The organism is Pelodictyon luteolum DSM 273, from assembly GCF_000012485.1.
Classification (GTDB): Bacteria; Bacteroidota; Chlorobiia; order Chlorobiales; family Chlorobiaceae; genus Chlorobium; species Chlorobium luteolum.
On sequence record NC_007512.1, the window covers coordinates 444,632 to 458,175 of the forward strand.

The 13,544-nt window shown below is 59.2% G+C and carries 7 protein-coding genes; all 7 read left to right on the forward strand.

The window, feature by feature from the left end; all coding sequences use genetic code 11:
- Positions 1–138: 138 nt before the first annotated feature.
- The 7 genes from PLUT_RS01970 (at position 139) to PLUT_RS02005 (ending at position 13,538) form a co-directional block, all read left to right on the forward strand.
- Complete coding sequence (locus PLUT_RS01970; protein ID WP_011357143.1) at positions 139–4,899, forward strand: Ig-like domain-containing protein; 4,761 nt, start codon at positions 139–141, stop codon at positions 4,897–4,899.
- Positions 4,900–4,932: 33 nt separating this feature from the next.
- Positions 4,933–7,089, forward strand: a complete 2,157-nt coding sequence (locus PLUT_RS01975) for a type I secretion system permease/ATPase (protein WP_011357144.1) — start codon at positions 4,933–4,935, stop codon at positions 7,087–7,089.
- A gap of 111 nt (positions 7,090–7,200) precedes the next feature.
- Entirely contained in the window at positions 7,201–7,479 is a 279-nt protein-coding gene (locus PLUT_RS01980; RefSeq protein WP_011357145.1) for a hypothetical protein, read from the forward strand.
- 110 nt (positions 7,480–7,589) lie between these two features.
- Positions 7,590–8,996 carry an HlyD family type I secretion periplasmic adaptor subunit gene (locus tag PLUT_RS01985; protein WP_011357146.1) on the forward strand — a complete coding sequence of 469 codons (1,407 nt, stop codon included), beginning with the start codon at positions 7,590–7,592 and terminating at the stop codon, positions 8,994–8,996.
- 6 nt (positions 8,997–9,002) lie between these two features.
- The gene (locus tag PLUT_RS01990) at positions 9,003–9,758 is read left to right on the forward strand and encodes a S1 family peptidase (protein ID WP_011357147.1); all 756 of its coding nucleotides are present in this window, start codon (positions 9,003–9,005) and stop codon (positions 9,756–9,758) included.
- 356 nt (positions 9,759–10,114) lie between these two features.
- Positions 10,115–10,792 carry an ATP-dependent Clp endopeptidase proteolytic subunit ClpP gene (gene clpP / locus PLUT_RS02000; RefSeq protein ID WP_011357148.1) on the forward strand — a complete coding sequence of 226 codons (678 nt, stop codon included), beginning with the start codon at positions 10,115–10,117 and terminating at the stop codon, positions 10,790–10,792.
- A 40-nt stretch (positions 10,793–10,832) separates the two neighbouring features.
- Positions 10,833–13,538, forward strand: a complete 2,706-nt coding sequence (locus PLUT_RS02005; protein ID WP_011357149.1) for a valine--tRNA ligase — start codon at positions 10,833–10,835, stop codon at positions 13,536–13,538.
- Positions 13,539–13,544 lie beyond the last annotated feature (6 nt).

Below are 13,544 nucleotides of genomic sequence, written 5' to 3' on the forward strand. Positions count from 1 at the left end.
CCTCTCTTGATAATCGGCACTGCCTGGTTGTTTCTGGCTGTGCCCTAAAATCCATAAGCCTGCACGATCCTCAGGATCCGGTACGGCAGTATGGTACTCGGGATATCTCTGGATGCGTATTGATAAGCTTGTGGATACATGCGGCTGAAGCAGTGGGCCCGCCGGGCAGGCAAGCGCATAGCCCGGACCGTGAGTTCATGGCCATCCAATCTCGGCGTCGGCATCGGCCTCTATGTTTCCCATCTCTTTTATGAAAAGTGGGCGGCCTCGCACCTGGAGCTGCCGCAGGCGGAAGAGCCGGACGACGGGCTTACGCTGGATGTGAACGCCGCCCTTGGCGCCGCCATCCCCGATCCTCTTGACGAAACCTCCTCCGAACAGGAGGTGTTCACTGTCGCCGACCCGCTTCCTGAAAAACCCCCTGCCGATCCAGAAGAAGTTGTCGCACCTCCCGATTCCGAAGGCAGCTCCGTGATTATGGAGTTTGACGGCGGTGAGGACATCCTCAGCTATCTGGTTCCTTCTTCCGATACCGGCTATGCGCTCGTCGCCGACTACCAGGTCTACACCCTAGAGTATGTTGAGCCGCAGGAGCCGATGTACTCTGTTCAGGAAGAGGATGACGACGACGACCGTGGGCTCTTCTGGCTGGATCCGGCAGCGGTGCTTGCCGTTGGCCTGGGTTTCTTTGCCGGGACGCAGTCCTTGTATGATTTCGATGAACTCCTTGTTGCTGACAACACGGCGCCTGTTGCCGCCGATGATGACGATGCTGTCGATGAGGGGGATACGCTGACAGTAGGCGCTTCGGCTGGCGTGCTCTCCAACGACACCGACGGTGATGGCGATGTCCTGAGCGTGACGGCGCTGCGGACGGGTACGGAGTCGGGGTACGGCTCCATCGGCACGGTAGGGGAGGCGCTTACGGGCACCTACGGCACGCTGACGCTCGAGAGCGACGGCAGCTACACCTACTTGGCCGACCAGGCGGCGGCCGACGCACTGGGAGAGGGCGAGACGGCAACGGACAGCTTCACCTACCTGATCTCCGATGGCCATGGCGGCACGGATATCGCTGAGCTGGACATCGTCGTCTCGGGCGTCAACGACGCCCCAACCTCTACCGACGACCTGGTGGCGTCGGACGATGGGGCAACGGTGGTGCTTGCGCTTGACGATTTCGGCACCTTCAACGATGTCGACGGCGACTCGTTTGCCGGTGTTCGGATCACGGCGCTCGAGAGCGCCGGCGACCTCGAGTACTACGACGGTTCCCAGTGGGTCGATGTTGTTGCTGGCCAGCTTATCAGCGCCTCGGACATCGATGCCTGGAATCTCCGCTACACGCCTGCCGACGATGCATTCGGGACCCCCTACGCAACGATTGGTTTCGATGTGTACGACGGCACCGACTACAGTGCCTCAGAGTACACGCTGAGCGTGAACGTTTCGGCGGTGAACGACATGCCGGCGGTTGATCTCAAGCCCTCAGACGCTACGGGCATTGACAACAGCGCTACTTTCGTCGAGGTCGCCGGAACGGATGATGGTTCGGCGGTTGTCGCATTTGCTGCTGAGGGGCTCAATCTTTCGGATATTGACAGTACGGATCTCGCCACCCTTAAGGTCTCGATTGACCCCTCGACGGTGGAGTCCGGAGACCGGCTGGTGCTCGGAAGCACAGTGATTGATCTGTCGGATACCTCGGACAATGTCGGTGAGGTGGTTTATGGCGGCACAGCTTTCAGTTACAGCGTGACCGATGCGGGTGAAGATCGGACGGTCGTCTTCACGAGCCTCGTAGAGTCTGGAGGAGAAGGAGCCCCTGCGGTGATCTCCAGCTATGAGTCACTGCTCGATGCGCTTAAATTCAACAATACCGCCGACGATGTCACCAGCGGTGAGACGCGCACCTTCAGCGTCGTGGCTTCCGACGGGACGGATTCGAGCGCTGCGGCAGTGTTTACGGTCACGCTGCAGGGGACCGACGATCCTTCCGACCTCATTTTCGATATGTCGGCCGGGCCTTTTATCGACGACGGAGAGGTGGTCGTCAATGCGTATACCAGCGCGGGAGAGCTGCTCTTTTCGATTGAGAAGATCGATGGGGCGTACGAGATCGTCGGTGCAGATGCCGAGGATGTGCAGTTCATCGGGGAGGGGGCCATCATCGACACGAAGATCATTTCCGGTACGGAGGTGGTGGTGGTCGAGGAGTTCCAGGTGAGGCTGTTCCATTACTTCGGCGATGTGTTCCTCAGCCTCGAAAGCGGCAGCTATGTCGACGAAGCGACCGGAGCTACCACGGCGCTCGATGTTGCGCTGCGCGCAGTGGTCGACGTGCCAGAAAACAGCGTCAGCGAGGTCAGCGTCACCCCCTACACCGAGAGCGCCGTCCGGCTGATTGAACTGGCCGCAGGTGTCGAAGAGCTCTCGTTTGACGTGGCAGCGGATGCCGAACTGATTTCGACCTACTACGCCGCGGCCGCATCGGGAATCTCGGAGCTGGTCGGTATCGACATTGTCAGCACCAGGGCAACTCCTGTCAACGATACGGAAGATTTTCTTGCCGCTCTGGGGGCGGATGCCACTGTTGAGGATATCGAGAGCAACCAGTACGGCCTCAAGCTGGCAGCACTTTCCGAGCTGGTCTTCTCTGACGACCAGCTCGCCTCCAAGGTCGATTACGGGGTGTCGAGCATCGTTGGCGATCTTGAGGTGACTTTCAATGACGACGGCGGGCTGGACTTTGACCTGATTTCCTTCACCACGACGCAGGTCGAGCTTACCGACTCGTTTACCGACTACAATTCAACATTCACCTATACTACGACTGATAACGAGGGCAATACAGTGACCAATCCGCTGGTCCCCCTCGATGACAACGGCAATCCCGTTGCCGGCAGTACCCTGGTGCGTGACGCGGTGGCTCCCGAGACGGCCTCCATCCGCCTCATCAATCCCGAGTCGGGTGCGTTCTTCATGCGCGGATACGTCGACCTTGTCGACAGCCTGAATGCCGCTGAGGAGTCTGAGTATCTGGAGTTCAAGCTGATCTTCGACAGTGTCCAGTATACGGCGACCTACAACGAAGAGCTCGGCCTGTGGCAGAGTTCTTCGTATGATGCGGATACCCGCCTGACGAATTCCTCTGATTCGACCTTCACCATCACCTCCTTCGATGCCTCGACCGGCGAGGCTTCCTGGCAGTTCCTGCTCCCGGAGGTCGTCACCACCGGTACCTACGAGACGATTCTTGTCCTGACTGACCGAGCCGAGAACGCGAGCCTCGTCGTCAAGTCGTTCACGATAACCGACGGCCCGCCCGAACTCTTTATCACCATTGCCGATCCGGTGCTGTACGAGGGCGGGACGACTACGGTCACCTTCGACTTCAGCGAGGAGGTGACGGGATTCGACCTGACGGATGTGTTCTGTTTCGACACCGTTTCAGGTCTTCAGCAGGATGCCCTCGATCCCACGCTGTGGACGGCCACGCTGGAGGTGAGCAGCTCGCAGGGCCTGGCGATGCCGATGGTGGTGAGCGTCGGTGACGGCGCCGTCCTTGACCGGACCGGCAACGAAAACACGACGGGGGCGTCAGCCGTCTACACCGTCATGCCGTCGTCCCCGATTGTCGGCGACATCACCATGATTGACGATACGCTGTGGGGCACGGCATCGGCGGATGTGATTGACGGCCTGACGGGTGACGACATCCTCTACGGAGAGGGCGGTGACGACCTGCTGCTGGGTCATGAGCAGGACGATGTGCTCATGGGCGGAGAGGGCGACGATACTTTCCTTGCAGGAGACGGCGACGACATCGTGAGTGGCGGATATGGCGACGACATCTACTACGCCGACGCGTTCGGCGATTTCACCTACACGCAGAACTATGTGGTCGGCGGTGAGGGTGAGGATACAGTCTATTTCCACTACGGTATGTCGGAGTACAAGATTGCGTTCGTCTCCGCTTCCCAGTTCGACTTCCTCAACACGCTGCTCGGCGACGAGGCGGGCTTCCGCGGCATCACCGAGTATGATCTCTCGTTCGAAGAGGATCTTCCTGTGCTCAGGATCGAGCGTGTCGACAATTTCTGGGAAGACCTGTCGGGACAGGTTGACTACGTGCAGGTTGAAGAATATGTTTTTGCGGATGCAATACTGCAGTTCACGGCAGTCACCGGCGATCTGGTTTTCGGCACCGGCTGGGTGCTGAATGTCGCTTCCGCCGACGGGGCGCTCCTCATGGACGGCGCTTACGATCCGCTGCAGACTACCATCGGCATCAAGGTCGAGGGGAGTCTGTACGGTGACCGGCTGATCGGCGGGCTCGGCGACGATGTGCTTGCCGGAGGCGGGGGTGACGATGTGATCGTCTCGCTCGGCGGCGACGATCATCTGTATGGCGGTACGGGAGACGATGTGCTTATCGCCACCACGGCATGGACCGGTGCGGATCCCGGCGAGGTCGTCCTGAACGGCGGCGAGGGGGCCGATACCTTCGTGTTCCTTCCGCAGGATCCGGAGCAGGGCGCGTCGCTCGTCATCGAGGACTTTTCAATCGATGAGAGGGATCTCATCGACATCACGGGATTCTATCATGAATCGACGGGCGGGCTCCAGGCGCTTACTGCCGCCGATCTTGTCAATACTGATTTCATGGACGATTATTCCTCCTACCTGAACCTTGACGACGGTGCGGGTTATGCATCGCTGCACCTCGAAGGGTTCGTCGACGCCGGGGGCAACGCACTCGAGGACGTGGACGTCCGCATCGATTTCGATTCTGCGAATGTGCCCGACACCGTCTCTTCGGACTGGTTTGCTCCGGTCGACAGCGGGGTCCTCAGCGAGCACTGGTGGGATCAGCTCTATTCATCGCTCGCCAATTGAACATTTACGGAGTGATTCCATTATATTTTTGCCATGACCCCCTATACTGACGAAGCTGACGTAGAGATCCTTGAGCCGAAACCGGTCAAGCTGGCCTCGAATTTCGAGAAGATCATTCTCGACTTCGCCCGCCAGTCCGGCAAGTCGCTGAGCCTGGATCTCATCCGCAGCGCCCTTCCCCAGGGTAAGGCGCAGGCGGAGATCGAGGACATCCAGGACGTAGCCCGTGTCTGCGGTCTGCGGATATATGAGCTGCCGAAGGATGTGACGCGCCTTGAGGATGAGGATGTTCCGGCGCTCGTGCAGCATAACGTCGACAAGTTCGTCGTCATCACCCGGCTTGCCGAGGGGGGACAGGCCGATGTGCTCGAGCCGGAGGGTTCGAAGGAGGGACTGAAACTCCAGGAACAGGCTTACTCCCGTAACATTGAGCGCGTCTACCGGATCGGCTTTGATTCGGCGAGCCTCTTCAGCCGCTGGAGCTGGCTGCTCCGTCCTCTTGAGGAGAGCAAGTGGGCTTACGGGCAGGTCTTCATTGCCGCCGTCATGACGAACCTGCTTGCCATGACCACATCGATCTTCTCCATGGTGGTCTATAACCGTGTTCTGCCAAACAACGCGACCGAGTCGCTCGTCGCCCTCACCATCGGCGTGTTCATCGCCCTTGTTTTCGATTCACTCATCAAGATGCTCCGCTCCTGGTTCCTCGACGGGGCGGGTTCCCGGGCTGACGTGCGCATCGGCGAGAAGCTGTTCGAGCAGCTGGTGTCGATAGATCTTTCGGCCAAACGCGATTCGGTCGGAGGACTCAGCAGCGTCATGCGCGAGTTTGAAACCCTGCGCGACTTCCTCACCTCCGCCACCCTTGTCGCACTCATCGATCTTCCCTTCGTCATCGTCTTCCTCATTGCGATCTTTGTCATCGGCGGCCCGGTGGTTCTTGTTCCGGCGGTGCTGGTTATTGTGGTTGTCGCTTCCGGCCTCATCGCCCAGCCGTTCCTCAGCAAGCTGGCCCAGGAGTCGCTTGAAGAGGGAAAGTCGAAGCAGTCGATCCTTGTCGAGACCATCAGCGGGCTCGAGGTGATGAAGACCTCCATGGCGACGCGCGAAATGCGCAAGCGCTGGCGCGAGAGCCTGCTCGCCCAGTCGGGTTCAGCGGTCAAGTCCCGCCTCGTCTCCCAGATAGTCGTCAATTTCAGTGCGTTCGCCCAGCAGATCGCCCAGGTCATGATCATTGTGGTCGGAGCCTACGAGGCGGCGGTGGGCAACATGACGATGGGTGCCCTCATCGCAGCAGTCATCCTTGCCGGTCGCGGCATGGCACCGCTCGGCCAGATTGCCGGCCTGCTCACGAGGCTCGTGCATGCGAAGGCTTCATTCCTTGCTCTCGACCGCTTCATGGCGCTGCCGCTCGACCGGCCGCCATCGACCCGATTCCTGAACAAGGAGAAAATGCTCGGCAAGCTGGAGTTCCGTCAGGTCAATTTCGCATACCCCGACCAGCAGCAGAACGCCCTGCAGGACGTGTCGTTCACGATCCAGCCGGGTGAGCGGGTCGCTCTTCTCGGCAAGATCGGTTCCGGCAAGAGCACGGCCGCACGGCTCATGCTCGGACTCTATGGGCCCTCTTCCGGTTCGGTGCTGATCGATGATACCGATGTCCGCCAGATCGACCCTTTCGACATCCGCCGGCACGTTTCCTTCATTATGCAGGACAGCTGGCTCTTTTCGGGTTCGGTGCGCGACAACATCGCTTCGGGTGCCCTCGCCGTTTCCGACGAGGAGCTTCTTCGGGCGGCCGAGATTGCCGGTGTCCACGATTTTCTCGGCGACCACCCGAACGGCTACGACCTCATGCTCCGAGAGCGGGGTGAGGGGCTCTCAGGTGGCCAGAAACAGGCGATTTCGCTTGCCAGGGGCCTGGTCGGGAACCGCTCCGTTTTCATCATGGACGAGCCGACGAGCATGATGGATATGGGCTCGGAAACGAAGTTCGTCGAGCGGCTCTCACAGGTGATCATCGGCAAGACGCTTGTCGTCATCACCCACCGCAGCGCCATGCTGAAGCTTGTCGACAGGGTGATCATCTTCGACAAGGGGCGCATTATCGCCGACGGCCCGAAATCGATCCTCGACCGGAAAAACCCGGCTCCGGGAGCTCCCCCCACTGCCATGGCGGTGAAAGGATGAGCCGGCGGCGGTGCCGACAATGCACTTGTCGCTATGCAATGGAAAACCTATTTTAATTGACGTTATTTACTGCAGTACCAATCCCCAGAAACCCTCAACAGGAGAACACTTATGGACCAGTTCATTGACGATATCGGCCTCATCCGCATCGGCGGCGGCCTTGTGCGCATTCAGACCCTCCGCAGGATGCAGGACGAAAAAGGCGAGCAGCGTGCACAGGAGAGAGGCGACCTCGTGCTGCCTATCGCTTCATTTCTCCGGATGCATACAGGCATCAATCGCGCCATCGAGGAGATGCTCGAGAAAGGTATACTGAAACGCCGTGAGGACGAGAAGATCGAAGGCGAAGGTGATGCTTCCGATGTCATCGACACACAGGTCAAGGAGTAAGCTCCCCGTCTGTTGTCTCTGTGGTTTACAGTCAGGAACGAAGGCCCCCTCTGGGGGGCCATTCCTGCTTTTGAGTCTTTCATTTTCACTAATCAGGAGGGATCGGCTTCTTGAAGTTTCCGTTTCTAAAGGGCAGGTCTGCCGAAGAGATCCTTGCAGGGTTCCTCTCGCCGCACTCTGAGGGTGAGGAGGCGTCGCGTTTTGCCCGGTTCGTCTCTTCCAGCCTCGAGCGCATCGACCGCTTGAACCGTCTCTGGGGCGGGAAGCAGTCGACGCCGACTTTCCTTCTGCTCTCGATCACGGTGTTTCTGGCGGTCATGCTCATATGGGCGTCGTTTGCAGAGCTGGACCATGTCGTTACCGGGCAGGGCAAGGTGGTTACACCGAAACAGACCCAGCTCATCCAGAGCCTCGAGGGGGGCATCATCGAGCACATCTATGCGCGTGAGGGTGATGTTGCAGAGGAGGGGAGTGTGCTGGTGAGTCTCGATCCCACCCAGGCAAAGAGTCTTTACGGCCAGGCGCAGAAAGAGGAGCGGGCGATTGCGGTGCGCGTCGAGCGCCTTCTTGCTGAAAAAGAGGAGCGGGATCCGGTTTTTCCTTTTGAGTTGATGCAGGAGGAGCCTGAGCTCATAGCCGCCGAACAGGCTCAGTACCGGGAACGGAAGGCCGTGCTCGACACGGAGTTCCAGCTGCTTGACGCGCAGGTAAGCCAGCGCAGGGAAGAGCGGATGCAGGCTGAAGCCGAGCTGCACCGGGCCACAAGGGAGCTTGAGCTCGCCAGGGCTGAATACGGGCTTATCAAGGATCTTGTGGACCGCAGGCTCGAGGCGCGTCTTTCGCTGATCAATGTAGACCGGGAACGCAATGAGGCCCTGTCGCAGCTCAATAAGGCGAAAGTATCCCTCAAACGGGCCGATGCGGCTCTTGCCGAAGGGCGTTTCCGTCTGGCCCAGTCGCGTATGAATTTCATGAGTCAGGTCGGAAACGAGTATGCAGAGGGTGTGGGGCGACTTGCCGAGGTTCGACAGAAACTGCAGGGTCTGAGTGATCGCCTGAACCGTACCCAGCTCGTTGCTCCGGTGAACGCAATCGTCAACAAGATCCACGTCCGCACCGAAGGCGGGGTGGTCCAGCCGGGTCAGCCGATTCTTGAGCTGACGCCGATCGACGGTAAAATCGAAATTGAAGCCGCCATCCAGCAGAAGGATATCGCTTTCGTCCATATCGGACAGACCGTCTCCGTCAAGCTTACGGCCTATGACTTCTCACGCTTCGGCGACATCAAGGGCAAAGTTACCGTCATCAGCCCTGATGCGCAGCAGCTCGAGGACGGCCGGGAGTTCTTCCAGGTCCGCGTTGAGCTCGATCAGTCCTATCTCGAGAACAAGGGCAGGCACTACCCCGTCACTCCCGGTATGGCGGCCAATGTCGATATGGTGATTGCCAAGAGGACTGTGATGGAGTATCTGATGGAGCCTGTATTCAAACTCCAGGACCGGGCCTTCAGGGAGTGATGCCGCATGCTGAAACGACTGATTCTTCTCATAACCCTTTCGGTATCTGTTCTCTCGCCATTTGCTGATGCGGCGCCGCCTGCGCCGCAATCCGTAAAGCGCGCCCTTACCCTCACCCCTGAAACCTCCGTTGCAACCGCGTTTCTTATCGCTCCAGGCTACCTCCTCACCGCCAACCACGCAGTCAGGGGTAAGCAGCGGCTCTACGTCGCCAAGGAGCGCGATCGGGTCTTCACGGCGGCAAAGGTCGTCGGATACAGCGACGAGCTCGACATCGCCATCATTGCTGCCTCCGTTCAGGGCCGACCGCTCGAGTTCGGTCAGTGGCAGACTTTTCCGAGGGGAGCGGAGACCTTCGTGCTCGGTTTTCCCAAAATCGGCAATTACGTTTCCGAAAAGCGCATCACTGCAGGCATCTTCAACGGCGACCAGAAATTCCGGGGCCGTGAGGACTGGTTCCAGCTGAGCGCTGAAATCCAGCGCGGCAATTCAGGCAGCCCGGTGATCGGTCCGGACGGCAGGGTATACGGCCTCATCAGTCACAAGCTGGACGCGCAGAAGGCGCTGCAGAAATACGGGGACTTCCCGCAGAATGTCAATTTCGCCCTGAAAAGCTCCCTCATCCTGAATTTCCTGGAGGGGTACCACATCAAGGTGCGCAGCGCCGTTTTCGATCCCGTCAAGGAGCTTCGCCCGTATCAGGTCTTTGCCGGCAATCAGGACAGCATCTTCCTGCTTCTGGGGACCAGCAAGGCTGATTGAGCCGGATGTGGTTGAAATCAGCTATAGCGGTCCGTGGCATTTCTTATCGCAGGAGCTCCTTCTGCACGGTATTTTTCCTCATGATGCTGAACATGTGCAACCCTTTTTCTGAATATTCTATATTGGTAGCAAAGAGAGCTCTCATGAAGGAGGCGATAGACCTATGGCACAGGTACGAGTACGCAGCGGTTACCAGATAACCATTCCAGGGCGCATTGCCCTCTCCTGCATCGATTGACACTTTTAGTGCGGCATTGCGGTTTCCGTTTCTACAGGATACTCAGTATCTTCCCTGACATGTGCTCCGGATGCTGGGGCCTTCTCGTTTTCATCGACCACTTACAGACCATACACAAATGGCAAACATCAATTTCGGTTTCGAGCACCACGCCTCAAAGCTCTACTCGGGTGCGATAGAACAGGGTATCCAGAACTCGCTGGTGCCGATGGTCATCGAGACCTCAGGCCGCGGTGAGCGGGCCTTTGACATCTTTTCCCGTCTGCTCCGCGAGCGCATCATCTTCCTCGGCAGCGGCATCGACGAGCATGTCGCCGGACTCATCATGGCGCAGCTGATTTTCCTTGAGTCTGAAGATCCTGAGCGCGATATCTACATTTATGTAAACTCCCCCGGCGGCAGCGTATCGGCCGGCCTCGGCATCTACGATACCATGCAGTACATCCGCCCCGATGTGTCGACGGTATGCGTCGGCATGGCGGCAAGCATGGGCGCGTTCCTGCTTGCCAGCGGCGCAAAGGGCAAGCGGGCCTCGCTTCCCCATTCGCGCATCATGATCCACCAGCCCTCCGGCGGCGCACAGGGCCAGGAGAGCGACATCATCATCCAGGCGCGAGAGATCGAGAAGATCCGCCGCCTGCTTGAAGAGATCCTCGCCAGCCATACCGGCAAGGATGTACAGCAGGTGCGTGAGGACTCCGAGCGCGACCGCTGGATGAACGCAGAGGAAGCCCTCGACTACGGCATCATCGACCAGGTGTTCGCAAAACGCCCCGCCCCGGAAAAGAAAGACTGACAACGGCCCTTTTCGGCCGCAACCGATTTACCTCCCTGCAATGAGCGACCAGCAAGTCCCCTTCAACCTTGAGAAGACCTATAACCACAGTGAAGTAGAGGACCGGTGGCGGAGCGCCCACTGGGAGGCGCTCGGCACCTTCCATGCCGAGCACTCCCGGGTCCATGGCGAGGGCCGCAAGCCTTACAGCGTACTCATGCCGCCGCCGAACGTGACCGGCAGCCTGACGCTCGGCCATGTGCTGAACCATACCCTCCAGGACATCTTCATCCGCTACAGCCGCATGACGGGAAAGGAGGCGCTCTGGCTTCCGGGCACCGACCACGCCGGCATCGCCACCCAGACCGTGGTGGAGCGGAAGCTGCGCAAGGACGGCATCAGCCGCCACGACCTCGGCCGCAAGGATTTCCTCACGCATGTCTGGCAGTGGAGGGAGGAATACGGTGGACTGATCCTCAAGCAGCTGCGGCGGCTCGGCATCTCCTGCGACTGGCGCCGGAACCTGTTCACCATGGACGAGCGGGCTTCCGAAGCGGTCATCAATGCCTTCATCGCCCTCTACCGCGACGGACTCATCTACCGCGGCAAACGCATCATCAACTGGTGTCCGGTGTCGCAGACTGCTCTCTCCGATGAAGAGGTGATCATGAAGCCGCGCCGTGACCAGCTGGTCTATGTGCGCTACGCGCTTGCCAAAGACCCTGCCCGTTTCATCACCATCGCCACCGTGCGGCCCGAGACCATCCTTGCCGACGTGGCCATTGCCGTGAACCCTCAGGACGAACGCTTCCGTGACCTTGTGGGCGAAATGGTGGTGGTGCCGATTGCAGGCCGCCACATCCCTGTCATCGCCGACGACTATGTCGATATCGAGTTCGGTACGGGCGCGCTGAAAATCACCCCTGCCCACGACCCCAACGACTATGCGGTTGCAGGCCGCCACAACCTGCCGGTGATCTCTGTCGTCGGCAAGGACGGCAGGATGACCGACGAATACGGCTACATGGGCATGGACCGGTTCGATGCCCGCAAAAAGATCATTGCGGACCTTGATGAGCTCGGAAATCTGGACCGTGTAGAGGACTACGAACACAACGTGGGATACTCTGAGCGCGCTGACGTGGTCGTCGAACCCTACCTTTCCGAGCAGTGGTTTGTGAAGATGCAGCCCCTTGCAGAAAAAGCGCTGCAGGTTGTCAACGATGGAGAAATCCGGTTCCACCCCCCGCACTGGATCAACACCTACCGCCACTGGATGGAGAACATCCAGGACTGGTGCATATCCCGCCAGCTCTGGTGGGGGCACCGCATCCCCGCATGGTACGGACCCGACGGTCAGGTATGGGTGGCGGATTCCTACGACGAGGCATGCCGCCTTGCCGGCACCGACAAACTGGTGCAGGATGAGGACGTGCTTGATACCTGGTTCTCATCCTGGCTCTGGCCCCTGACCACGCTCGGCTGGACCGGCCCGAAAAGCGACAACGAAGATCTCAGGGCGTTTTATCCAACCGACACGCTCGTTACGGGTCCCGACATCATCTTTTTCTGGGTTGCCCGCATGATCATGGCCGGCATGTACTTCAAGGGCGACGTGCCGTTCCGGGACGTCTACTTCACAAGCATCATCCGTGACATGAAGGGCCGCAAGCTCTCCAAATCGCTCGGAAACTCCCCGGATCCCCTGAAGGTGATTGACACATACGGGACCGATGCCCTGCGCTTCACCATCATCTACATCGCCCCGCTTGGTCAGGACGTGTTGTTTGGTGAGGAGAAGTGCGAGCTCGGAAGGAACTTCGCCACAAAGATATGGAACGCGTCGCGCCTGGTATTCATGCAGCGCGAAAAGCATTTCGAGGGACCGGAGGACTTTGCCCGATACTATGAAGGGTTCGATCCCTCCTTGGAATCATTCGATATGGCGGGCCGCTGGATCCTCTCCTCCTACAACGCCATGCTGGAGCGTTACCATGCGGCGTTCGCACAGTTCCGGATGAACGACATCGTCAAAACGGTCTATGAGTTTTTCTGGGGCGACTACTGCGACTGGTACCTCGAAGCACTGAAGGTGACGCTTGCTGAGGGGTGTTCGCCCGTGGATGCACGAAAGGCGGTTGCGCTTGCCGTGCACGTGCTCGAAGGGAGCCTGAAGGCGCTGCATCCCGTGATGCCTTTCATCACCGATGAAATCTGGCATTCAGTTCTGCCGCGCCCCGCAACCCAAAGCATCGCATCGTCGGAGATGCCCGTGCCGGCAGCCGCTCCGGTTGCTGAGGAAGGCTTCGGGCTGGTGCAGAAGGTGGTGACGGAGATCCGGAGCCTTAAGGCGCTGTTCGGCGTGCCTCCGGGACTGCGCGCAGAGGTGCGCCTGAAGGGCGCCCGGAGCGCCGCCGGGGCATCGCTCGAAGGCGGCCTCTCCTTCATTGCCGCGCTTGGCCAATGCACCCCTTCGCTCCTAGAGGACGGCACCCGGCCGCCGCATGCTGCCGCTTCGGTGGTCGATGGGCATGAACTATTTGTGCTTCTGGAGGGTTTAATATCATTCGAGAAGGAACGCTCCCGCCTGCAAAAAGAGATACAGAACGTATCCAACTATGTCGCCCAGCTTCAGAAAAAACTATCCAATTCAGGATTTGCTGACCACGCACCTGAAGATGTGGTAATGAAGGAACGCGAAAAACTTGCTGACGCCGAAGCCAACCTCCTGAAACTGGAGGATAATCTGGCGGTGCTCAGCGACTGATGTACT